Genomic DNA, 24226 nt, shown 5'->3' with positions numbered 1-24226 from the left:
AGTTAAAGGTTTTTTAATCATATTCTTAATTAACGCCAAAATACATCCCAGCAATTACTACATTTGCAATCTTCTTAAATAATCGTTTCGATAGTAGTATGATAAATATCAGTTTACCTGATGGTGCAGTAAGGCAATATGAAAGTGGCATAAGTGCATTGGGCATTGCCAAATCCATAAGTGAGGGGCTTGCAAGAAAAGTGCTGGCTGCCAGCGTTGATGGGCAGGTTTGGGATGCTACAAGGCCAATAACCCAAGATGTTTCCTTGAAACTAATTACATGGGACGATAGCGAGGGCAAAAATACTTTTTGGCATTCTTCTGCCCACTTGATGGCAGAAGCAGTTGAAAGCGTTTTTCCGGGCGTAAAGTTTTGGGTTGGTCCGGCCTTGGAAAAAGGCTTTTATTACGACATGGATTTGGGCGACCGCAAGCTAACGGAGGAAGATTTGGCCGTGCTGGAAAAGAAAATGCAGGAGCTGGCTAAGAAAAACAACCCTTTCCTTCGCAAAGAAATTTCTAAGGCAGACGCAATTGCCTATTTTGAAGAAAAGGGCGATGAATATAAGCTAGATCTTTTGGGCAACCTTACCGATGGAGGCATAACTTTTTATTCCCAAGGCGAGTTTACCGATTTGTGCCGTGGCCCGCATATCCCGTCAACAGGGTTTATAAAAGCCATCAAATTGACCAATATAGCTGGTGCTTATTGGAAGGGCAATGAAAAAAACAAACAACTTACCAGGTTATACGGGGTTACCTTTCCTGCCCAAAAGGAATTAGACGAGTATTTGTTTTTACTGGAGGAAGCCAAAAAACGTGATCATCGGAAGTTGGGCAAGGAACTGGGCATTTTTACCACAAACGATGATATTGGTGCAGGCCTTATTCTTTGGATGCCCAATGGCACAGTGATTATAGAAGAACTGGAAAAGCTGGCCAAGGAAACAGAAGAAGATGGTGGATATAAAAGGGTGGTTACCCCACATATTGCCAAGGAAAATTTATACATAACAAGTGGCCACTTGCCTTATTATGCCGATAGTATGTTCCCTCCAATGGAAATGGATGGTGAGAAATATTACTTGAAATCGATGAACTGCCCGCACCACCACAAAATATTTGATGCCGAGCCCAAAAGCTATAGGGACATGCCTTACCGCATTGCTGAATATGGTACTTGCTATCGGTATGAGCAAAGCGGTGAGTTGTTTGGTCTGATGCGTGTACGCTGCCTGCACATGAACGATGCGCATATCTATTGCAGCAAGGAGCAATTTGCAAAAGAATTCAGGGCGGTAAACGATATGTACTTAAAATATTTCAAGATTTTTGGGATTGATAAGTATGTGATGCGCCTCAGCCTGCATGACCCTGAAAAACTAGGGCAGAAATATGTAAACGAGCCAGAATTGTGGCTGGAAACCGAAGAACTGGTACGTAGTGTGCTGATAGAAACCGGCGTGCCATTTATTGAAGCAAAGGGCGAGGGTGCTTTTTACGGGCCTAAAATAGACGTGCAGATTTTCAGCACCATTGGCAGGGAATTTACCTTGGCTACAAACCAAGTTGACTTTGCGCAGCCACGCAGCTTTAACCTCTCTTTTACCAATAAAGAAAATGAAGCAGAGATACCCCTGATTATCCACCGTGCGCCTTTGGGTACGCATGAACGTTTTATTGGGTTCTTATTGGAGCATTATGCGGGCAAGTTCCCCGTGTGGCTAGCACCGTTGCAAGTGAAGATTTTACCCATAAGCGATAAGTTTATTGACTATGCCAATGAAGTAAAAGCCAAACTACGCAAAGCCAAGGTGAGGGTAGAGATTGATGAGAGGCAAGAAAAAATAGGCAAGAAAATTCGTGAGGCAGAGCTAAGCCGTGTGCCATATATGCTGGTAGTAGGGGAGAAGGAAGTGGCAGAAGGGAAACTGTCTATCCGCCGCCAAGGTAAGGGTGATGCAGGCACTCAAACCGTGCAGGAATTTATCGAAAATATCGTGGAAGAAATTTTTGAGCGGAAAAGCGGGGAATAATATTATTTTTGCATCAAATACAATTATAATAATCAAAACTATTGCAAAAGAATCTTTAACTGGCATGGTTGTTAGAGCCTTTTCAGCAATAGTAAAAGGTAGTATTCATTTTGATACTGCTTAAAGTTTAAAAATTTTTAACCAAACAAGTTTTAATGGCATTACCATTTAGAGGCAGCAGCGGTCCAGGAGGACGGTTTAACCCGCGTTTTAACAGGCAACCAGAACCAGAACACCGTATTAACGAGCGTGTAAGGGCACTTCAGGTGCGCTTAGTAGGCGAAAACGTAACAGTGGGTATCTACCCCATACACGAGGCTTTGAAAATAGCCCAGCAGCTAGAGCTGGACTTAGTAGAAATATCCCCCAATGCAGATCCACCCGTATGCAAGGCTATCGACTATAAAAAATTCCTTTACGAGAAAAAGCGGAAGGAAAAGGAAATGAAAGCCAATGCCAAGCAAAGCGAGGTAAAAGAAGTCCGCTTTACGCCTGGCACTGATGACCATGACTTTGATTTTAAAGCAAAGCACGCCGAAAAATTCCTGAAAGAAGGCAACAAGGTGAAAGCGTATGTGCAGTTTAAAGGCCGTGCTATTATGTTTAAAGAACGTGGCGAGCTTGTGCTGCTTAAATTTGCAGAACGCTTGGCCGATAGTGGCCAGCCAGAAAGCCTGCCCAAGCTGGAAGGTAAAAGGATGTTTTTGATGCTTACCCCAAAAACCGCAAAGAAGAAAAAAGAATCGGATTAATATATATTTGACTGCTTGCTATCGAAAAGAGATTTTATCTTTCTTCTAAGGACTAATTTTAGCAGTAAATCTTATTTTATTGACATTTATCCCTTTTTTATCCACATTTTTTAAGGAAAACTAGATTTCTTTTTAAGAAAATCTAGTTTTTTTAATTTATTCCCCTATTTTTGCAGCCCGAAAAAAAGTATGTCGAAACAGCAATTAATAAAACAGGATGGACAGATTATAGAAGCAATGAGCAATGCCATGTTTCGGGTAAAACTGGAGAATGGGCACGAGATTTTGGCTACTATTTCTGGTAAAATGAGGATGCACTATATAAGGATTTTGCCAGGAGATAAGGTGGGGGTGGAGATGAGCCCTTACGATTTGAGCAGGGGAAGGATAAATTTTAGGTATAAATAAGCAAGTATTGCCAAAGTCAATGGTTGACAAATGGCACTTTACAAATAGTATAAATAAACTACAATGAAAGTTAGGGCAGCTATTAAAAAACGTAGTGCAGACTGCAAGATTGTTAAGCGCAAAGGAAAGCTTTATGTAATCAACAAGAAGAACCCTCGTTTTAAACAACGCCAAGGGTAAAATAGCGTTGATAATTTAATTTAAGTAACACACATTCATCATTAAACATACATAGTTATATGGCACGTATTGCCGGTATAGACTTACCAAAAAATAAAAGGGGCGAAATAGGGCTTACTTACATATATGGCATTGGCCGTAGCAGGGCAAAAGAAATTTTGAACCAAGCAGGTATTTCCCTTGATAAAAAAGTAAACCAATGGAACGACGAAGAGCAAGCTGCTATTCGTAATTTCATAAATACTGAATTTAAAACGGAAGGTGCTTTGCGTAGTGAAACACAAATGAACATCAAGCGTTTGTTGGACATCGCATGTTACCGTGGCCTTCGTCACCGTAAAGGTTTGCCAGTACGTGGCCAACGCACTAAAACAAATAGCCGTACACGTAAAGGAAAACGCAAGACAGTAGCTGGTAAAAAGAAAGCAGCTAAGAAATAACTAATAAAACTGTGGGTTATAGAACGTAAAGTCTCTATAACTCACGGTTTCATTTATAAGCCACCAGATATTCCACCTTGGAGAGTAGGGGCTATTTTTATTTTTAAAGATTACCTAAAAACAAATTATGGCTAAACCATCAAAGGCACAGAACAGTGCCAAGGCTGCTGCGAAAAAAAGGATTGTAAAAGTAGAGTCCACAGGTGAAGTACGCATCAGTGCAACATTCAACAACATTATTGTTGCTTTTACCAACAAGCAAGGACAAGTTATTTCTTGGTCATCTGCTGGTAAAATGGGTTTCCGTGGTTCTAAAAAGAACACCCCTTATGCCGCTCAAATGGCTGCTGCTGATGCTGCCAAAGTAGCAGTAGATGCTGGCTTGAAAAAAGTAGATGTTTTTGTAAAAGGGCCAGGTTCTGGGCGTGAAGGTGCTATCCGTTCCATTGCCCAGAATGGTATTGAAGTTACTTCTATTAAAGATGTTACCCCAATGCCGCACAATGGTTGCAGGCCACCTAAACAAAGACGTGTTTAAGTTGTTTTGAGTTATATGTTTTAAGTTTTAAATTGAATAAAGATTTCCTTTTTTTAACTCAAAACACAAAACTTAAAACAATATATATTCTTGGATAAGCGATTTAGTTTTTTGATTTTTTCATAATCGTTTGTCATTCACTAAAAAATCAAGCAAATAGAATTTTTAATTATGGCACGTTACATTGGTCCAAAAACCAAAATTTGTAGAATTTACGGAGAACCTATCCTAGGCAATGGTAAATGGTTAACCAAAAACAGCAACCCTCCAGGCCAGCATGGTGCTACCCGCAAACGTAAAACATTGGGTGAGTACGCTTTGCAGTTGAGGGAAAAGCAAAAAGCGAAATACACTTATGGTTTGCTAGAACGTCAGTTTCGCAAAACATTCGTTGAGGCTTCTAAAATGAAAGGCGTAAAAGGTGAAAACCTCATTAAACTGTTAGAAGCAAGGCTAGATAACACTATCTACCGTTTGGGTTTAACAGCTAGCCGCCCAGAAGCAAGGCAATTGGTAGCGCACAAACATATCACCGTGAATGGCGATACGATGAATGTGCCTTCTTACTCTTGCAAGCCAGGCGATATTATAGCTTACAAAAACAAAAGTGCTATAAACGATTCAATCCTAGGCAAAAGCCGTGGCAAGAACCCTAAATTTAGCTGGGTAGATTGGAACGTGGCCGAGCAAAAAGGTATTTTTATTACTTATCCTGAAAGAGAGAATGTACCTGAGAATATTAAAGAACAATTGATTGTGGAATTATACTCTAAATAACTGCTTTATAAAAGAGCAATTGTTTGGGTATCAATTTTAAATACTTCTCATTTATTAAGTAATAATAATTATTGCTAAACTTAAGAATACTATTAAAGTATAATTAGATATAAGCGATATAAACTAAAATACAAAGATTTAATATGGCTATATTAAACTTCCAGAAACCAGATAAAATTGTTTTACAAAAAGTATCTGATTTTGACGGTGAATTTGAATTCCGCCCATTAGAACCAGGTTATGGTCTAACTATTGGGAATGCTTTGCGCAGGGTTCTGCTAAACAGCTTGGAAGGATATGCTATTACAGGCATTAAAATAGAAGGTGTTGACCACGAGTTTGCAACAATTAAAGGTGTTACAGAAGATATTACTGAAATAATCCTTAATCTAAAGCAAGTTAGGTTCAAGAAAATTGCTGAAATAGACATGTCTAACGAAAAAGTTACATTGTCTATTAAAGGTAAAACTGAGTTTACTGCTGACATGATTGGCGAAGCATCACAATATTTTAAAGTGATGAACCCAGAATTGTCTATCTGTATCATGGATATTACCTCAAAGATTGATATTGAATTAACAATCTCAAAAGGGCGTGGTTATGTTCCTGCAGAAGAAAATAAAATAAAAGACAGTGTTTTTGGTACAATAGCAATAGATTCTATACATACGCCCATTAAAAATGTGAAGTATTCTATCGAAAACTATCGTGTAGAACAAAGGACTGACTATGAAAAATTAATACTGAACGTAGCTACTGATGGTACAATCCATCCAGAAGATGCTGTAAAGCAGGCTTCACGTATATTGATTCAGCATTTAATGATCATTACAGACGAAAACATCACTTTCGATACCAAGGAAGAGAAGAAAGACGATGTTGTTGACGAGCAAATCTTGCAATTGCGCAAGGTATTGAAAACACCATTGGAAGATTTGGATCTTTCTGTGCGTGCATTCAATTGCTTGAAAGCTGCAAAAATCAATTCTTTAAGCGAATTGGTACAATACGAACAAGAAGACTTGATGAAATTCAGGAATTTTGGTCAAAAATCATTATCAGAAATTGAGCAAGTGTTGATAGACAGGGGCTTGAGTTTTGGAATGGACTTGCCGAAAATGGGCTTGGATAATTTAGATTAACGATTTAGAAAAAGTGTGTATTTTACTTAGGTAAGGTACACACTTTTATTTTTTATAACAGGTAGCCCACAATTCCTGGCACGGTGTGGGTGAAATTTAAAATGCTAAGATTATGCGTCACGGAGACAAAATAAACAATTTAGGCCGTAAAAAGGCACACAGGGAAGCCCTATTAAGCAATTTGGCAGCCCAAATTATTACGCACAAGCGCATCGTAACTACTTTGGCCAAAGCAAAGGCATTGCGTACTTATGTAGAACCTTTGTTAACTAAAACAAAGAAAGTAGATACCAAAGAAATCATTATGCACCAGCATAGGATAGTATTTGCTCACTTGCAAAACAAAGAAGCAGTAAAAGAATTGTTTACTGTGGTAGGTCCTAAAATAGCTTCCCGCCCTGGTGGTTATACAAGGATTATTAAATTGGGCATACGTCCAGGAGATAATGCTGAAAAAGCAATGATTGAGCTGGTTGATTTCAACGAAGTGTATGGCAACGGGATTGCTGCAACTGTTGACACTGCTAAGAAAACACGCCGTGGCCGTGCAACTAAGAAAGCCGAAGGCACTGTTGCTGAACCAGTAGCAGAAAACGCCATTGTTGCAGAAGAAGTAGCACCCGAAGAAACAATTGCTAGCGAGGAAACACCTGCCGAATAAAATGGCAGCTCACAAATAGTTCTTAATAAGAAAGGCAAAATCTAATTCAGGTTTTGCCTTTTTTATGATTTGTAATCAGGATATAATTCCTAATTCCTAATTCCTAATTCCTAATTGATTTATGTTTTCAAAAGCAAAACAAGCTATTTTATTATTGGCAGATGGCCAGGTATTGCATGGAAAAGCATTTGGCAAAATTGGCACTGTAACTGGTGAGGTTTGCTTTAACACAGGCATGACTGGCTACCAGGAAGTTTTTACTGATCCTAGCTACACAGGGCAAGTATTGATCATGAACAATGTGCATATAGGAAACTATGGCATAAAAGATACCGATGTAGAAAGCAGCAGCATTAAAATCCAAGGCTTGATAGCCAGGAACTTGGAGAATGATTTTAGTCGCATATTGGCAGATGGTTCTTTGGAAGCCTACTTGATTAAAAATAATATTGTGGCCATTGGTGGCATTGATACAAGGGCTTTGGTAGAGCATATCCGTGTAAAAGGGGCAATGAACTGTATTATATCTTCAGAGATTGAGGATATAGAGCAACTGAAATTACTGCTAAATGATTGCCCTGATATGGATGGCTTGGAACTATCAAGCACTGTAAGCACAGAGGAAGAATATGATTTGGGCGACCCTACCTCAACTTTAAAAGTAGCAGTACTAGACCTCGGCGTAAAAAAGAATATTTTAAACTGCTTAGTAGAAAGAGGCGTTCATCTGCGTGTGCATCCTGCCAAAACACCCATAAGCCGTTTAAAAGCCTTCAATGCGGATGGTTATTTTATTTCCAACGGTCCTGGCGACCCTGCCGCTATGCCTTATGCAATAGAAACCGTAAAAGGTATGCTGGCAGAAAATAAACCTGTGTTTGGTATTTGCCTAGGGCATCAATTATTGGCCTTGGCCAATGATATACCAACTTTTAAAATGCACCATGGGCATAGGGGATTAAACCATCCTGTGAAAAACATCATTACTGGCTTGTGCGAAATTACCACGCAAAACCACGGTTTTGGGGTAGATCCCAAAGCGGTGAAAAACCACGAGAATATTGAAATAACTCACTTGAATTTGAATGACAATAGCATTGAAGGCATGAGGCTGAAAAACAAGCCTGCTTTCAGTGTGCAGTACCACCCTGAAGCCACCCCGGGCCCACATGATAGCCGTTATTTATTTGATGATTTTGTGAAGTTGATGCTGGCTAATTAAAGAATGTTTAGAAAATAACTTTTCCAAAGAAGGGGATATTATAAATTGGTTGAGTTTTACTAAAAACCCTGAAAGGGTTAAACAATAGTAGCCACGGGTGCAACCCGTGGTATCCAAGAAAGAAGGCGGTATGAAAGATAGCAAATCTTCTATACCGCCTTTTTTAGAGTGAGCCACTCTTGAAGAGTGGCTCACTCTAAATTTCTAGGAGATTGTAATATATTTTAATCCTAATTCCTTGGTGCTTCTTTGAGCCTTCGAGCCTTAGTGGCCAATTTTTTTACTTACCCAATCAAAATTCCCGCTATTGTAGCTGATAAGTAAGAGGCCAATGTGCCGCAAAGCAGGGCACGCATACCTAGCCTAGCAAGGTCGCCACGGCGCTCTGGTGCTATTTCACCAATACCGCCAATCTGCATCCCCACGCTGCTAAAATTGGCAAAGCCACAAATAGCAAAGCTGGCAATCATGGTGGCTTTTTCAGATAGTTTCATCACCAATTGATGCGTAACCGGGTCTCTTTCCGTAAGGTGGAAGAAAGCAACAAACTCGTTGATGGTTATTTTTTGACCTAGCAAGGCAGCAACACTGTTTACATCGGCAGCCGGCACGCCCATTGCCCAGGCAATAGGGTAGAACAGTTTTCCGAAAATATAATCGAGGGATAATTTAAAATCTAGATGGAAAAGCCCACCCACTTTGCCTAAGATAAAGTTTAGCATAGTGATCAATGCAATAAACCCAATCAGCATCGCTATCACATTCATTGCAATTTTAAACCCATCGCCAGCCCCATGCGAAATGGCATCTATTATGTTGGTATAAGGTGATTTTACATCTAGTTTCACATCGCCCATTGTCTCGCTTTCTTCTGTTTCTGGCCACACAATTTTAGAAATAACCAATGCGGCAGGTGCTGCCATCAAGCTAGCCGTCAATAAATATTCTGCTTTGGCACCAAAATTTACATACACAATCAAAATACCACCTGCTATACAGGCAAGGCTACCGCTCATGCTGGCGAGCAATTCGCTCATGGTCATGCCTTTTAAATAAGGGCGTATCATTACTTGCGCTTCTACCTGGCCCACAAATGCACTAGCTACATTGCTCAATGCCTCTGCACCGCTTACCTTCATAATAAAATTCATCGCTTTGGCAATAACAGAAACAATCTTTTGCATGATGCCAAAATGGTAAAATATAGCTACCAATGCGCATACTAGGATGATAGTTGCGGTAACACTAAAAGCAAAAATAAATGTTTGCGGCGAGCGGTAAGGAACCATGGCACCGCCAGCCCCCTGCACAATAACGCCTCCATATACAAACCCTGCACCTTCCTTCGCAAATTCTTCAATATGGCCAATCTGGTGGCCCACCCACTTAAAAAAATTGGTAACAAAACTTACTTTCAATACCAGTATGGCAATTACTATTTGCAGTGCAATGCCGCTGGCAACCAGACGGTAGTTGATTTTTTTCTTGTTGTTTGAACAAAGGAATGCAATACCCAATATCAGCACCACACCAAATAAACCTTGAAAACGATCCATAAACAGTTGATTGATTATTATTTTATGAAAGTTGGAAGATAGAAAAAAATGTAGAAGAAACAAATATTTATCAATAAATAGGTTAATTATTGATAAAATATATAAAACAATAGCTTTAATTTATAAATACTTTATTGATAGCCCTGTTACTTAGGCTTTTGTTTTGATTAGGATCAATTTTTTGTAATGCTAACAATATATCTAGGCTAAACCCATTCGGCGGTATCTATTTCACCCCAGCCTAAAGACATGGGGTTAGTAAAACCAAGGCATAAAGTTTTTTTCACATAACTACCTTTTTTAATTTATCAAATTGATTTGGTAACTTTCCAAAAATTGCCAAATCTTAAAAAGAATAGTGAAAAACTTTTATGCACCCGTAAAACCAAAAGTTGGCAATAACTCCATATTTTTACTTTTGGAAATATCTACAATGGAAACAAAACCTGTTTACAATTAAACAACACGATTGATTATGCCCCCGAAGAAGAAGGCCGATATAGCAGAAAAAGCTACAAGCACCCCAAAAAAAGAAAAAAAGGAAACTAAGAAAACAGTTATCGCTTCAGCAACACCGATAGCAGCGGAAATAAAAAAATACGAGGAAATTCATTTTGTAGATAGCCAGCAACCCGTTTGGAATTATTCTTTATTTAGCGAAGCTGATATTAGTAACTTTCAGCATGGCACGCATTATAGCTTGTACAAGGTATTTGGCAACAAGCAAATCACTGTGCTTGGCACCAATGGTACTTATTTTGCCGTGTGGGCGCCCAATGCCACTTTTATCAGTGTGGTTGGCTATTTCAATAACTGGGACAAGCATAGCCACCCTTTAAAAGTGCGGCTAGACAAGTCAGGCATCTGGGAAGGTTTTATACCCAATGTATTGCAGGGAGAGGCATATAAATACCATATACATGGCTTCAACGGCATCAAGGTAGATAAGGCAGACCCATTTGCCCATTTTGCCGAGAAAAGGCCGTTTACCGCTTCCATCACTTGGCAAACATATTATGAATGGCAAGATGGCGAATGGATGGAAAACCGCAAACAAAAGAATGCTTTAGATGCGCCTTACTCGGTGTATGAAGTGCATTTGGCTAGTTGGATGCGGCCAGACAAAAACGACGAGGAAAGCTACAATACATACGGGCATGCGATTGAACTATTGGTGCCTTATGTAAAGGAAATGGGCTTTACCCATGTGGAGCTGATGCCCATAAACGAACACCCTTTTGATGGCAGCTGGGGCTACCAAGGCACAGGCTATTTTGCACCCACAAGCCGCTTTGGCAACCCACAAGATTTTGCGGCTTTGGTAGATGCTTTCCACCAGGCTGGCGTAGGTGTATTGCTAGACTGGGTAGCCTCTCATTTCCCTTATGATGCACATGGCTTGTTTATGTTCGATGGCACGCATACTTACGAATATGCCGACATGCGCAAAGGCTACCACCCCGATTGGAACAGTTATATTTTTAACTACAAGAGGGGAGAGGTAAAGAGTTTTTTGATAAGCAGTGCCCGTTTTTGGTGCGACCAATTTCACATGGATGGGATAAGGGTAGATGCGGTAAGCAGTATGTTGCGCCTAGACTATAGCCGCAATGCAGGCCAATGGGAACCCAATGAGTTTGGCGGCAATGGCAATATAGAAGCCATTGCTTTTATAAAAGATTTGAACGAAACACTTTACAGGGATTTTCCAGACATCCAAACAATAGCCGAGGAAGCCACCGATTGGCCGGGCGTAAGCAAGCCCACTTTTGAAGGGGGGCTTGGTTTTGGCATGAAATGGATGATGGGCTGGATGCACGACACGCTTGATTATTTTAAACTAGACCCTATTTACAGGCAATTTCAGCAGGACAAGTTTTCGTTTAGCATGGCTTATTTCCCCAACGAGAACTTTATGCTGCCGCTAAGCCACGATGAAGTAGTGCATGGCAAAAGCCCCATGATTTATAAAATGCCGGGGGATGATTGGCAGAAATTTGCCAACCTGCGCTTGCTATATACCTATATGTTCACGCACCCTGGAGCAAAACTGTTGTTTATGGGTGATGAATTTGCAGCTACTAGCGAATGGAACTATAAAAAAGAACTTCCTTGGGAGTTGTTGCAATATGTAAGCCATAGCGGCATGAAACATTGCGTGCAGCAGCTAAACGCACTTTATAGAAACACACCGGCACTTTTTGAAAAACAATTTAGTACAGCAGGCTTTGAATGGGTGGACCTAAACCACCGTGCTGAAGGTGTAGTTGTATATAAAAGGAAAGGCAACGACCCAAGCAACGATGTATTGGTAATATTGAACATGACACCAATGGTGCGCCATGATTGGCCAGTATATGTGCACAACAAAGAAAACTGGGCAGAGATATTCAATAGCGACAATAAAGAATTTTGGGGTAGCGGCACTGTGTATAATCCTTCTATAAGCTCAGAACTGGTAGATGAACCATCCAAATGTTATAAGCTACTACTAAACCTGCCACCTTTGGCGGGCATTGTATTGCAGTAAAATAATTAAGTTTCTGGTGTTCCATCTTAAACTTCTAAAACCCAACTTCCCGAAAGTTTAAACTTTTGGGAAGTTTTTGCTTGAGTCGAAATTAAATTTCATGTGGACTAGTTGGAACTGGCTCCCAGATGAAAACGCCTAAACAATCTTCCACGGATTGACCATTTTAATGTTTTCTATATTTTTGAAATCACTGGTATTGCGGCTTAATAAAGTTAAATCATAAACAATAGCAGTAGCTGCAATAATGGCATCTGGTAGTTTTATCCTATTTGCCTTTCGCACTTCAGCTGTTTTCAGTTTGATTGCTTTTTCCAATTCTATTACTAACGAATTATTCATAAAGCTATGCAAAAGCTCTACATCTTTTTCCGTAGCAGATTTCCAGCAAAGCAGTTCTATTTCAGTTATGGCAGAAATGACAGGCTGGTTGCTTTTTAATAAATTGTCCAATGAACATTTCGCCACCAAGCGGAAAAAGCTTTTGTAAATAATAGACAACGGTATTGGTATCCCACAAATATTTTACTCCCATTCGTTTCTTAGTTCCTTTAGTTGGTTATCTATATCTGCCAATGGCTGTTTTGTCATTGCCCCTTTATACTTAGCTGCCCAGTTAGGTACATGGCCTTGTGCTTCTTTTTCTTTTCGTATATGTATAAGCTGCAATAGTTCCAAGTCTTCCAAAAGCCTCACAGCTTTGTCATTGATAATATCTATTGTAACTGTTTGCATAGCCGTGCGTTTTTATTACAAATTTAGTGAGAAAATGATTTTTTAGTTGCACCATACTGATATTTGTTTTACGGCCTATTTCTCCAGCGACACTAAGCCTGGCGTGGACTGGAGGGAAGGGCAAAACGAAACCCTTGTACATTTTTTATAATATCCATTTTATCTGTTTTTTATTAAAATAGTTTCAGTTTTGCCTTTTTTCGGGCTTTTTTCCTCCTTTGTCGTTTTTCAAAAATCGCTTTCACTCATTAAAACCATTGATTATCAACAATATCGACAAATTTTTTTGAGTGTTTTGTGAGTGTTTTGTGCGTACTTTTTGAGTGATTTATGCGTATTTTATGAGTGATTTGTGAGAAAAAGTGAGTGATTTTATGCCCATAAAACAAAACCCTATTTTGGCACTACAACTATTTTAATATTAATAAAAAAAGAACTGCGAATTAGCTTGGCTTGTTTTGTCTCCATACTTTAAGCTAAATATTGCACGAAGATAAACTAAATATATTAGTATTTTAAAAAAGAATATTATAGTACTATTGGTAGATAAACCCTCTAAATGTTATAAGCTGCTTGTAAACCTGCCGCATTTGACTGGCATTGTGTTGCAGTAAAATAATTAGGTTTTTCGTGTTCCATCTTAAACTTCTAGAACCCAACTTCCCGAAAATTTAAACTTTCGGGAAGTTGCGGATTATATCAAAACTAGGTTTCATGTGGACTAGCTTGGCCTTTTGGAGGTTTTGATGATTTTGTTGTTAAATAGGTTACAGTAGCTATAATTACAATAAAAAAGATAATATTTATTATGGCCACTGAAATTCCTAAACCTCCATCTTTTAGGTCTTGAATAAAAAAATCTCCTAATGAGGCTCCAATTGGTCTCGTAACAATAAATGCAATCCAAAATGCTACAACGTCATTTATAATTTTAAAATAGTATAAAACACCAGCTAGAATAAAGACAGAACCAAAAATGATTAAAGAGTTTAGATAGCCAACTTTTAGATATTCAGATACCGTATCTCCAACACCAGTACCCAATGCAAAAGTTGTTAAAACAATTATCCAGTAAAATCTTTCTCTGGTATCGTTATTTACTGAATGAATTGACAATGATTGTTCTTTCTTATACCAAAAATAAAATACCAATGCCATTGCTATTCCAAAAACGATATCCAAAGTCAATAGAGAAACACTAAATTTATCAACTAAAATATCAGTTATTAAAGTTCCTTCAATACTCATCATTACGATTAAAGACCAATAGGAAGGTGGAAAATAATTTTTTTGTTTAAAATTCCAAATAGTAACTAAAATTGTAATTACACCCATTAAAATTGTAGTTATAATTAAGCCTAAGTTTAAGTTTTCCGAAACAAAATCAGCAGCAGTTTCACCAACCGTTGTTGAAAATATTTTAACAATCCAAAACAACAAACCCAATCTTGAAACTCTATTTAATAATTCCTTATTCATAATGTCTTTTTTATTAAATGTTATTTGCCGCCCCTATCTTTTTGTTCTTTTCACTTGAGTAAAGGATAACAAAAGACAATAACCCAGCAGCGATTAGTGCTGCAATTCCTCTTCCAAAATTCAAACCACCTAATGACAATGGTTTCGTCATCAGATCGCCAAAAGTTGCCCCAAAAGGACGAGTGAATATGAAAGCTATCCAAAAAAGTAAAATGCGATTTATTTTAGTGTAATAATGCAGCAGTAATACAATAGCGATTACTCCCGCTGTTACTAAAGCACCTAACAAATAACTTAAGCCCATATTATCACTTAAAAAATCACCAAAAGCAGTCCCAAGGCTGTTAGAGAACAATATAGCAAGCCAATAAAATATTTCTACTCTTGTTTGGGTTATAGGATAAACCTTTATACCTTTTTCATTTTTATGCCATATTAATAGAACCAAAAGCAAACCAGAGAAAAGTATAAGAGAACCCAATGCATAACCAAGGCCCAAAGTTCTATCCATGAGGTCTGAAACTTCTGTACCAACTGTAGTAGTTCCTAGAATAACTGACCAATAGAGGAATGGCTGAAAGCTTAAAGATTTTAATTGAATGACCAATACCACAATAAGAAATGCGATTGTGATTGCCAAGCTTAAAACGTAGCCCATGTTTAAAGTCATGGAGAAGAAGTCACCAGAAATTTCTCCTAAAGTTGTAGCAAGCACCTTCATTACCCAGAAAAATCCTGTAATTCTTGCAACCTTATTTAATTTTTCAATTTTATTTTCCATGCTAATTCAATTATATTGTCACATTGCAGAGTACTATATCTTTAAATATGGAAAGAACTCCACAGTTTATGTAGAGTTCTCTTTTGATATTTAAAATAGTTCCATAATCTAAGAAAGTCATGCTGAAATATTATTTATTCAGCAACATAAGTGCCATCTGCTCTGTTTCAAGCCATCTACCATCCTCAAAGAACACTGCAGAAATTTTAATTCCGTCAAGTGAAAAATCAGCTTCCCACTCTTTTGCAGATTCTTTGCCCCAAGTAATTTTTGTAGCCGTTGGAAATCTTTTGTCAAAAGCGTCTTTAACTACTTTTGGCGGTGTCATTGCAAATGAACAACTACAAAAAATTGCAACTATCATAAACAGTAAAACTATTTTTTTCATTTTTTTTGAATATTAATTATGGCTTAATTGCCATGATGTAAAGTTATTTAGCTTATCAAAGCAAAGTTTTGTAGATTTATTGAAATAAGTTGTAACATTCACACTTTAGAAATGGCTGTAAACCATCAAATTAGATTTGTAACTTTTGAAGCACAGGGTGGTAATTTTGTATTACAGCTAATTCAAGAAATACGCATACATTTTTTATTAGTCAAATTATTAAAAATTCCCGGCCTGCACACGAGCCGAAAAAATTAGGGTTTGCTGGCGCACGGCGTGCCGCGTTTGCCTTCGCTTCGGTCGCCCCGTCCTTTCGGACGCAGGAGAAATCTAACCGAAATGTAGGCTGCTGTTGTTTGCAGGCAACCTGCCAAAATGAATTATTGCCTTTATGCGTTAGATGGGTTATCGTAGCGGAGTAACCACCCCGCCCTGCGGCCACCCCCTCGTGAGGGGAATTTGGCTGCCTTTGTTAGCCTTCTCTCAGTATCCTATATTGGGGCATTTTTGGATGCTCATGGGGGCATATTTCCCCCATATAGGATTTTTATTTTGGGCTATAGACCTATCTATGCCAACTTTACATTAAAGGAGCAACTAGGGGCACCTTGGCCTTTACCCTCGCAACGGATGGTTGGCTTGGATAAATGATAATCCACCATCAAAATCTTAATAGTTTCTTATCAATAAATTATCAGTTTATTATTATAACACTATCATTCCATTATCAATACATTATCATAAAACTCACTTAAATTATCATAAAAAATGAGGCTAAAAAAACATAAATTAACTGAATATCAATGAGTTATAGGCAAAAAGACAGGTTGTGAAAAAAAAATCACGAAAAAAGAACAAAAAAAACATTTCAAATCTTTCCCTCGCTGGCGCAAACCTTGTCGCTTGTGCCATCCGTTTTGTTCTCTTTGGAATAAGGAAGCGAGGCAAAACCACCTCGGCCTGCGGCCACCCCCTCGAGGGGGGAATTGAGTAAATGCACCCCAATGAAAAGCATATAAACAAAGGATTTAGTAGATTTGTGCCTTGTTGATATTTGTTCTTACTTGTAGCTGTTTGGCTTATTTTTGTTTGCAGGTATTTTCCATCCATGTCAAAGCTATTGAGGCATGAGGGCCTTAAATTCACAAAAGTTTATGCCAAGATTATAGACGACAAAAAGCATGAAGCGGTAAACAAGATACCTGAAATGTTTTTTTACCCTCACAACACAATTTAATTTAATGATACTAAACGATTTACTTACAGAAATAGACACCCTCAAAAGCCGTTTGCAGCCTTACAGGTATTTGCAAAGCGACAAGGTAACCAAGGCTTTTGAACTGGAATACACCTATGAAAGCAACCGTATTGAGGGCAACACCCTTACTTTACAGGAAACTGCCTTAGTGGTGGAAAAGGGGCTAACCATTGGGGGCAAGTCATTACAAGAACATTTGGAAGCCATTAACCACACTTATGCCTTAGATTATATAAAAGGGCTCGTACAGGACAAAACACCCCTTACAGAAACCATATTGCTGAATATACACAAGCTGATACTGCAAAGCATTGACAATGCCAATGCTGGCACTTACAGGAAGGTGCAAGTTTTGATTAGCGGGGCAAAGCACATACCCCCACAACCTTTTTTGGTGGTCAAGCAAATGGAAGATTTTTTTATTTGGTACAATGAAAACAAAACAACCTTGCACCCGGTGGTGCTAAGTGCCGGGCTGCATGAGCGGCTAGTAACCATACACCCTTTTATAGATGGCAATGGCAGGACAAGCCGACTGCTTATGAACCTTGTGTTGCTGCAGCATGGCTACCCAATAGCCATTTTAAAAGGGGATATTGAAAGTCGTTTGCAGTACTATGCAGCTTTGGAAACAGCACAAACAAACAACGATAGACACCCTTTTTTGCTATTGATAGCCAACAATGTAAAAGAAGCCCTGCAAAGGGTTTTAATGGTACTGGGTGAATAATATTGCTACGCCACTACGCTTTTTAATCTATTGGCTAAGCGGGTTATATAGATTAATTAGAAAAGTAAGACAAGGGAACGTTTGTAAAATTTATACTTTATTACTTACCCTAATCCGTTTACCAAAGGCAGTGTTACTATAAAAACAGTGCCTTTGCCCACTTCTGTTTCAAAGCTGATAGTGCCTTTTAGTTTTTCCACTATGCCTTTGCAGATGGCCAGCCCAAGCCCCGTGCCAGAGGTTTTGGTAGTAAAATTGGGCTGGAAAATATGAAGGGCTGTTTCGGGGTCTATGCCTTTGCCATTGTCTTTTATGGCAATGGTTACATGGTCGCTCGCTAGTACTTGCGTAATTTCTATCAGGCATTTGCTGCCATCTTCTACCGATTCTACTGCGTTTTTTATCAGGTTGGTAAACAGCCTGCTTAGTTGTATTTTGTCGCCCAGTACAATATGGGGTGGTTGCTGCTCGTAGCGTATTGTTACAGAACCGCTTTGGCGGTATAGTTGCACAATGCCATGCAGCTTTTCGCTTATGTTTACTTCTTCCATCACGGCATTGCCAATGTTGGCAAACTGCGAGAAGTCGCTGGATATTTGTGCCAATTGTTCTATCTGGTCTATCAGTGTGGTTGCTACTTTTTGTGCCAGTTCCTTTACGTTGGGCATGTCGTTGTTTATGGCCCTTTGCAGGTATTGGATGCTTAGCTTCATGGGCGTAAGCGGGTTTTTTATTTCGTGGGCTACCTGCTTTGCCATTTCGCGCCAGGCGCCTTCCCGCTCGCTGCGTGCTAGGGCATCGGCGCTTTGTTCTAGCTTAAGTACCATTTTGTTGTATTCGGTTACCAATTCGCCAATTTCGTCGTCTTTGTCCCAAACAATTGCTTCATTTTTTTTGCCAATGTTTACCTCTTTCATTTTATTGGCAATGATGCTGAAAGAAGCAACAACACCCCGGGTAATTAAAAAGGCAATGGCTCCTGCTATCAGGAAAATAAAAGCATTTAGGTTTATAATAGTGGCTATGAAGCTGGAAATTTCTTGGTTTAGCTCTAATTGGGAATTGAGGTAAGGTATGTTGATATAAGCGTATGTTTTACCGGTTTCGTCTACTATGGGCATGTACATGCTTAGGTAGCTAAGCTGGCCAATATTTTCTGTTTGCACAAAACGGCTACGCCCGTCGTATTGCAAATGGTACAATGCAATTGGGTTTATCTTGGTGCTTAATAGCTGTTTGCTATAAATATGAGGCTGTGTTGAAGCAATAAGGTTGCCAGACAAGCTATAGAAATTAATGTCCACATTATGCGTTTCAGAAACCTCAGTTATATCCCGTTCAAAGTTGTTGCTATAGCCTATGTCGTACATAGCAATGCCATCATCCAATATTTTTTGCTGCTGTACCTGTTGCAGTTTCACGCCTATTTCATTGGCAATCATTTCTATGTTGGCAGAAAGCCTTTGTTGGTTAGAGCTATTGAAACGGTTGATAAAGAAGTAAATGGTGGCTGCTCCAATAACAAAAAATGAAAATATACTAATAGAAATAACTGTTGCGTGTATTTTTGACTGCATACTAAACCTAAGTGGCTTTGTTAATACAGAATTGGAGAATTTCGTTTTTAATAGGTAATCCCCAAAATGGAAAAGCCCTATCACCACCAAAAAAGTAAAGAACAAGTAAGCAAACAAAGTAGCTACTTCTATAATGTGTGTGTTAGAATTGGCAACAATAATTGTTTTGCCATTGCTAGCATTGTACCATAATTCTGTTTCATTGCCGTGCGGATGTTCTACAAAGGCATAAGGCAAAAGATGGGCACTGTTTATATGCAAGGGGAAATCGTAATCGTTGTATTTGGCTACCAATTTACCATTAGTGTAGGTAGCATAAGCATATTGGTTTTGCTCGCCTAGGCTAACCTCGTCGCCAGATTGGCTAAACAGCACCGGATACAGGGCTTCGCTTTTGTATTTTTTGGGCTTGGCAAGTAATACAAAGTATCCTTTTGGCAATGAATCTGTACCTATTGGGAAAGAATAAATATAGTTTATTTCGTCTGGGTTGTTTTGCCAAGCATATAAGTTAGGGATGGGTGTTGGTTTACTCCGGGCATTGATAATGGCTTGGAACGATGCATAGCTGATAGCGGTATCTTCATTAAACAAAGGCTGCAAAAAACGGTTGAAGGTATAAATGTTTGTTTCAAACCTGTTTAAATAGCCTGTGAAATTTTCGTTTAGCACACTGTCTTTAATGTGTTTGTTGCTTGCTTCTGCAAGCAAGCGTGGGTAGCAATCTGCAATGCTTTTTTGGTTGATGTTGGTAACGGCAATGCTCAAGACATTTTCTCCATTCGCATCTATTTGCAAAGCAAGCCGCTCTGCTAGTTTTTTTCGCTGGGCCACATTTACCACTTGGTTTTGCCAACTGATAAGCAATGCGATGGAAAGCGCGAAAATCATTACCCAAAAAATGAAAAAGGTAGATTTTTGTATGGGCAAGCTGATATCTTCCTTACGCCAGTTAATCACTAATAAGTAGCCTGCAACCCATGCCAAAACGGAAATATTAACTGCCGTGGATGGGCCAATGGACAAAGTAGTATAACACAAGCCAGCAATAAGTAGTAATAGAATTTGCCGGCCTATAGGGGTACGAGTGGCAATGAGCGGCCTTAGTAAAATATGCGACAAATGGTAAAAAGACAAAACCAGAAACGCAAGCGTAATGAAGCTAACAAGGCTAAAAATGTTGAGGCTGAAAAAATGGCTTACATCAAAAGATATTTTAGAGTCTTGTACCAGCGTGCTGGTAATGTCGGACATGGTAAACGCCATGGCCAGCAGCAAAATAATATTGGTGTACTTGAGCCAGCTATGCCTGAAATAAACAATTGACGGCCTATGCTTGAGCAGGTGGAATTTCCAAAAACCTGCTAGCCAACATAGCAAAACCGAATTTACAAGCAAATGCCCTAGGGCTGGGTGCAGGAAGTTGGAAGCATATACCGAGGGATCGAAAAGCGATAAGCGGCTAAAGTTGAAAGGAAAAGGAAATACATAGGTGATAAACCGAATGATGCCCACCGTGCCGATTAAAAAAGACATACCAATTGGCAAACCATGCGAGGCAACAATGCCATTAGCCACCCGATTGATAAATAAGATAAGCACAAAAATGAAAAACAACCTGAAAACGATGGTGGCTATGTCGTAAGCAGCATAAATATGGCCTTGTTTCTGTTTTATCTTGAACAACAAATCGCCATCGGCATTCATAATGGGCAATGCGCCTGTTTCTGTGCTTATTTCGTATTGCTCATCTAGGTGGGGAAATCCCTCAAAATCTTTGGTCAGGTATTTGTTTTCGATAAAATAATCCCAGTTGATAGGCACTACCGCAAGTAAAATAATAGTTTTATGGTTTAGGAATACTGTTTTTTTGATGATTTCAAAATTGCCATTTTGTTTAGTGGCAAAATAATAGCCATCCTTTTGCTGTATGTCAGCAGGGGCAATGGTATAAACATTGCTGTTCCAGTAATTTAAAATGGGGCTGCCAAGGTCGTTTAAGCAATATAGGTAAAGGCCAAATTGTTGCTTTGTTATCTCTAGCTTTTTTTCGTTTGCTGCATTACTAATCAATATTTTTAGTAGTGCAGTATCGTTGGTAATGCCTTTAATAGCATTTTCAGCAGTTGCTATCTTACGTTCCAGCTTGTCCTTTACCTTTACTGGCGAAGCATCAGATACCCAATAATTGGTAATTACAAACGAAATGGTATATAACCATGCCGCTATGATAAGCAGGTAGCCATGTTTGTAAAATGCATCTCTAACTATAGCAATCAAGTGGTACTTTTTTGTTTTTTAACTTCGTTCCAAAGCGCATCCATTTCTGTAAGCGTCATGCCTGCAAGGTTTTTGCCTTGTAGTGCAGCCATTGCTTCCATTTTCTGGAAACGGTTGATAAACTTCAGGTTTGTTTTTTCCAATACGCCTTCTGCGTCTATATTCAAAAATCGTGCGTAGTTCACTAGGCTAAACAATACATCGCCAAATTCTTCTTCTATATGGGGGTGGTCTTGCTCGGCAATTGCTTCATGCAACTCGGCTATTTCTTCTTCCACTTTCTTCCACACATCTTCTTTATTGTCCCATTCAAAGCCAACTTGCTTTGCTTTTTCTTGTATCCTTGTGGCTTTTACCACGGCTGGCAATGCTTTTGGCACGCCCTCCAATACGCTTTTTTTGCCCTTGCCTTCTTTAAGTTTTAGCTGTTCCCAGTTCCGCTTTACATCTTCCTCATCGGCCACAACAACATCGCCATAAATATGCGGGTGTCGGTGGATTAATTTTTTGCTAATGCCTTCTATCACATCCTGCAAGGTAAATTGCCCTTGTTCCGTGCCTATTTTGCTGTAAAATAAAATGTGCAGCAGCACATCGCCCAGCTCTTCTTTTATCCCTTGCCAGTCTTCGTCTGTAATGGCGTCAGCCAGTTCGTAGCTTTCTTCTATAGTGAGGGGGCGTAGGGTTTGTATGGTTTGCTTTTTGTCCCACGGGCATTTTTCCCGCAGTTCGTCCATTATTTTCACAAGCCCTAGGAAACTATCTGATAAAGGTTGTTGCATATTGTTTAAACTTTTAAGAACGTAAGTAAAATAAACAGCACCATCAGTAACCCAATAAACGTAAGTGAAAAGAAATTGAGTATCATATTTTTAATTAGTGTTTTTAACCTGTCTTGTCCATAGAAACTGCGTAAACCAGCATACATATAATAGATGCTGTATATAATCAAGGCAAGTGCCAGGTAGATAGCTGCACCGAAATGTGGCTGACCCGAAAGGGTTTGTAGCAGCAAAATAAACAACAAGAAAATATAAGTAGCAATGTATTGGTGGATAGCATAGATAAGGTGGTTTACATAATAAAACTCTTTTTTGCGCCAGTACAAAAGTTTAAGGAACAAAGCAAAAACGGGAAGCGACAAAAAGAACATCTGCGGGAATGAATGCAGGAATTTCTCTGCAAACAATTCTGTGAAATCGCCCCAGGAATGTTTGTATTTTTCTTTGATTGAGAAATACTTCCTTATTATTTTAACGCTGACCCAGTTGGGTTTTTCCTTGGGATCTAATTTGTTTTGCCATGTTTCAAATTCACTGATAGTGGTGATAGAATCAGGTATTTTAGTGGAGAGAATTACAAGGCCATCTGTTATTTCTATTGGTTTATTGGCATGTGCCCCAATAGAATCTTTGGTGTTTTTTTTAGTTGGGTTTAAAGCATTATAACCCATTTTTTTGGGGTTTACAATGGTGTCTTCTTCTTCATTGTCATTTTCGGCTGTATCCTTGCTGTTTTTCTCTGCCTCCTTTTTAATGGTCAATTGTTTGATGCCAAGACGTTTTTTTAAATTTTGCAACTCCTTTTTGTTTTTAGGGTCGGTCGTTTCTGCTAGTAGGCTATCTACATAGTCCATCCGCTGTCCCAGATGCTCTATCTTACTTTCAGTTCCACCTTCTTTTCCAAAATGTTCTGTATTAAAAGTGCTAAAGAAATAAAGGAAAAAGATAGCCGAGGTGAAAACATACATCCTGATAGGGTTCAGGTAGCTGTTTCTTTTGCCTAACATATACTCTTTTGATAAAAAGCCTGGCTTTTGTATCAAATATTTCAGGGTGTAAAAAAACTTGCCATCAAAATGGGTAATATCGTAAAAATAATGGGTGGCTAAGTGCCAGAAACTTTCCTTTGGCTCGATATTTTCCTGCCCGCATTCCTGGCAATACCTTCCCTGCACAGTTGCATTGCAATTGAGGCAGTTCTTTTCTTTCCGCTCTTTTGAGTGTGGCATGGTGTGTTTACTTTCGGCTAAAATACAGTACGGATAGTTCATAACCAACTGTTTGCAACATCCTGTTAGTGAAATCCATTTGATTGCCGCAATTTCAGTCCAATTCACCGCCCCCTATCATGAGTTTAGTTATTTTAGGGCAAGGGGATTTGCAAACCATTTATGTGGGCATTTCCCGCATGGTCAGCACAAATTTGTATGTAAACAACGATGGTGGCAGTAGTTTAAAGCAATAAACAATGATGGCAGTACTTAGTACAGCAACATTGCCTTACTTACTATTGATGATTTGCCAATGGCTGTTAGGTTCGAGTTATTTCCAAACCCTTCTTCGGGTAAACACATCAACCTGTTTTTGAAAAACATGTCCAAAGGCAATTACAAGTTGAACATTTTAATACGCTTGGGCAGCTCTTGCATGTTACATCAATTAATATAACAACAATAATGAAGCATACCTCATAATGTTAGGCACTCAATTTATCAATGGGGTATATTCAATTGCATTAACATCCGTACAAGCGGGTCTAGCATTGCATAAATCTCTTATGGCGAAAAATAGAAATTGGTTTTTGCTATTCTTTTTCTGGAATTGTACTTTGCAGAATATAAAGGTAAAAAAAATCTCGTAATTTCTTCAGCAAATTCTTTTTGTAATAAAAAATGTGTAATAATTTTATTTATTCTTAAATTTTTATTACATGATTGTAATAAAAAATTTGCAATAGTTTAATTTATTACAAAA

Annotated in this window: 22 protein-coding genes; 12 read left to right on the top strand and 10 right to left on the bottom strand. The window is 38.8% G+C overall.

Going from position 1 to position 24226, the window contains the following annotated elements:
* The first annotated feature begins 98 nt into the window (after positions 1 to 98).
* From thrS to carA, 10 genes are all read left to right on the top strand, one after another.
* Positions 99 to 2036 carry a threonine--tRNA ligase gene (thrS, locus tag ACHFIY_RS14330; RefSeq protein ID WP_410846792.1) on the top strand — a complete coding sequence of 646 codons (1938 nt, stop codon included), beginning with the start codon at positions 99 to 101 and terminating at the stop codon, positions 2034 to 2036.
* A 155-nt stretch (positions 2037 to 2191) separates the two neighbouring features.
* Positions 2192 to 2788 carry a translation initiation factor IF-3 gene (gene infC / locus ACHFIY_RS14325; RefSeq protein WP_410846791.1) on the top strand — a complete coding sequence of 199 codons (597 nt, stop codon included), beginning with the start codon at positions 2192 to 2194 and terminating at the stop codon, positions 2786 to 2788.
* Between the two features lie 189 nt (positions 2789 to 2977).
* Positions 2978 to 3196, top strand: a complete 219-nt coding sequence (infA, locus tag ACHFIY_RS14320) for a translation initiation factor IF-1 (RefSeq protein ID WP_410846790.1) — start codon at positions 2978 to 2980, stop codon at positions 3194 to 3196.
* A 63-nt stretch (positions 3197 to 3259) separates the two neighbouring features.
* Positions 3260 to 3376, top strand: a complete 117-nt coding sequence (gene ykgO, locus ACHFIY_RS14315; protein ID WP_379011929.1) for a type B 50S ribosomal protein L36 — start codon at positions 3260 to 3262, stop codon at positions 3374 to 3376.
* 59 nt (positions 3377 to 3435) lie between these two features.
* Positions 3436 to 3816 (top strand): 30S ribosomal protein S13, encoded by a 381-nt coding sequence (rpsM, locus tag ACHFIY_RS14310; RefSeq protein ID WP_410846789.1) that lies wholly within the window; start codon positions 3436 to 3438, stop codon positions 3814 to 3816.
* A 127-nt stretch (positions 3817 to 3943) separates the two neighbouring features.
* Positions 3944 to 4354 carry a 30S ribosomal protein S11 gene (gene rpsK, locus ACHFIY_RS14305; RefSeq protein WP_410846788.1) on the top strand — a complete coding sequence of 137 codons (411 nt, stop codon included), beginning with the start codon at positions 3944 to 3946 and terminating at the stop codon, positions 4352 to 4354.
* A gap of 171 nt (positions 4355 to 4525) precedes the next feature.
* Positions 4526 to 5131, top strand: a complete 606-nt coding sequence (rpsD, locus tag ACHFIY_RS14300; RefSeq protein ID WP_410846787.1) for a 30S ribosomal protein S4 — start codon at positions 4526 to 4528, stop codon at positions 5129 to 5131.
* Between the two features lie 143 nt (positions 5132 to 5274).
* Positions 5275 to 6273, top strand: coding sequence for a DNA-directed RNA polymerase subunit alpha (locus tag ACHFIY_RS14295; RefSeq protein WP_410846786.1), 999 nt, complete (start codon positions 5275 to 5277; stop codon positions 6271 to 6273).
* Between the two features lie 112 nt (positions 6274 to 6385).
* Entirely contained in the window at positions 6386 to 6934 is a 549-nt protein-coding gene (gene rplQ / locus ACHFIY_RS14290) for a 50S ribosomal protein L17 (RefSeq protein WP_410846785.1), read from the top strand.
* A gap of 121 nt (positions 6935 to 7055) precedes the next feature.
* The gene (gene carA, locus ACHFIY_RS14285; RefSeq protein WP_410846784.1) at positions 7056 to 8156 is read left to right on the top strand and encodes a glutamine-hydrolyzing carbamoyl-phosphate synthase small subunit; all 1101 of its coding nucleotides are present in this window, start codon (positions 7056 to 7058) and stop codon (positions 8154 to 8156) included.
* Between the two features lie 284 nt (positions 8157 to 8440).
* Here carA and ACHFIY_RS14280 read toward each other — a convergent pair whose 3' ends face one another.
* The gene (locus tag ACHFIY_RS14280; protein WP_410846783.1) at positions 8441 to 9712 is read right to left on the bottom strand and encodes a NupC/NupG family nucleoside CNT transporter; all 1272 of its coding nucleotides are present in this window, start codon (positions 9710 to 9712) and stop codon (positions 8441 to 8443) included.
* 475 nt (positions 9713 to 10187) lie between these two features.
* Here ACHFIY_RS14280 and glgB point away from each other — a divergent pair, with 475 nt between their 5' ends.
* Positions 10188 to 12242: a 1,4-alpha-glucan branching protein GlgB gene (glgB, locus tag ACHFIY_RS14275; RefSeq protein ID WP_410846782.1), complete on the top strand. Its 2055-nt coding sequence runs from the start codon at positions 10188 to 10190 to the stop codon at positions 12240 to 12242.
* Positions 12243 to 12380: 138 nt separating this feature from the next.
* Here the strand turns inward: glgB and ACHFIY_RS14270 are convergent, their stop codons facing one another.
* The 6 genes from ACHFIY_RS14270 to ACHFIY_RS14245 form a co-directional block, all read right to left on the bottom strand.
* Positions 12381 to 12710 (bottom strand): type II toxin-antitoxin system VapC family toxin, encoded by a 330-nt coding sequence (locus ACHFIY_RS14270; RefSeq protein WP_410846821.1) that lies wholly within the window; start codon positions 12708 to 12710, stop codon positions 12381 to 12383.
* A 57-nt stretch (positions 12711 to 12767) separates the two neighbouring features.
* Positions 12768 to 12977 (bottom strand): hypothetical protein, encoded by a 210-nt coding sequence (locus ACHFIY_RS14265; RefSeq protein ID WP_410846781.1) that lies wholly within the window; start codon positions 12975 to 12977, stop codon positions 12768 to 12770.
* 705 nt (positions 12978 to 13682) lie between these two features.
* The gene (locus tag ACHFIY_RS14260; RefSeq protein ID WP_410846780.1) at positions 13683 to 14456 is read right to left on the bottom strand and encodes a COG4705 family protein; all 774 of its coding nucleotides are present in this window, start codon (positions 14454 to 14456) and stop codon (positions 13683 to 13685) included.
* Between the two features lie 13 nt (positions 14457 to 14469).
* Complete coding sequence (locus ACHFIY_RS14255) at positions 14470 to 15237, bottom strand: COG4705 family protein (protein ID WP_410846779.1); 768 nt, start codon at positions 15235 to 15237, stop codon at positions 14470 to 14472.
* A gap of 130 nt (positions 15238 to 15367) precedes the next feature.
* Positions 15368 to 15625 carry a hypothetical protein gene (locus tag ACHFIY_RS14250; RefSeq protein ID WP_410846778.1) on the bottom strand — a complete coding sequence of 86 codons (258 nt, stop codon included), beginning with the start codon at positions 15623 to 15625 and terminating at the stop codon, positions 15368 to 15370.
* Between the two features lie 868 nt (positions 15626 to 16493).
* Positions 16494 to 16640, bottom strand: a complete 147-nt coding sequence (locus tag ACHFIY_RS14245; RefSeq protein WP_410846777.1) for a hypothetical protein — start codon at positions 16638 to 16640, stop codon at positions 16494 to 16496.
* 226 nt (positions 16641 to 16866) lie between these two features.
* Between ACHFIY_RS14245 and ACHFIY_RS14240 the strand changes: the two genes are divergently transcribed.
* On the top strand, positions 16867 to 17613 hold the full coding sequence (locus ACHFIY_RS14240) for a Fic family protein (RefSeq protein ID WP_410846776.1): 747 nt from the start codon (positions 16867 to 16869) through the stop codon (positions 17611 to 17613).
* Positions 17614 to 17717: 104 nt separating this feature from the next.
* Here the strand turns inward: ACHFIY_RS14240 and ACHFIY_RS14235 are convergent, their stop codons facing one another.
* The 3 genes from ACHFIY_RS14235 to ACHFIY_RS14225 are packed head-to-tail and all read right to left on the bottom strand — an operon-like array spanning position 17718 to position 23523.
* Positions 17718 to 21470 (bottom strand): sensor histidine kinase, encoded by a 3753-nt coding sequence (locus ACHFIY_RS14235; RefSeq protein ID WP_410846775.1) that lies wholly within the window; start codon positions 21468 to 21470, stop codon positions 17718 to 17720.
* Positions 21467 to 22252, bottom strand: coding sequence for a nucleoside triphosphate pyrophosphohydrolase (gene mazG, locus ACHFIY_RS14230; RefSeq protein ID WP_410846774.1), 786 nt, complete (start codon positions 22250 to 22252; stop codon positions 21467 to 21469). The genes ACHFIY_RS14235 and mazG overlap by 4 nt, the downstream gene beginning before the upstream one ends.
* Before the next feature lie 5 nt (positions 22253 to 22257).
* Positions 22258 to 23523 carry a DUF3667 domain-containing protein gene (locus ACHFIY_RS14225; RefSeq protein ID WP_410846773.1) on the bottom strand — a complete coding sequence of 422 codons (1266 nt, stop codon included), beginning with the start codon at positions 23521 to 23523 and terminating at the stop codon, positions 22258 to 22260.
* Between the last annotated feature and the right edge of the window lie 703 nt (positions 23524 to 24226).

The organism is Parasediminibacterium schistidii (assembly GCF_046546515.1).
Classification (GTDB): domain Bacteria; phylum Bacteroidota; class Bacteroidia; order Chitinophagales; family Chitinophagaceae; genus Parasediminibacterium.
This window is presented reverse-complemented; position numbering and strand designations above follow the sequence as displayed.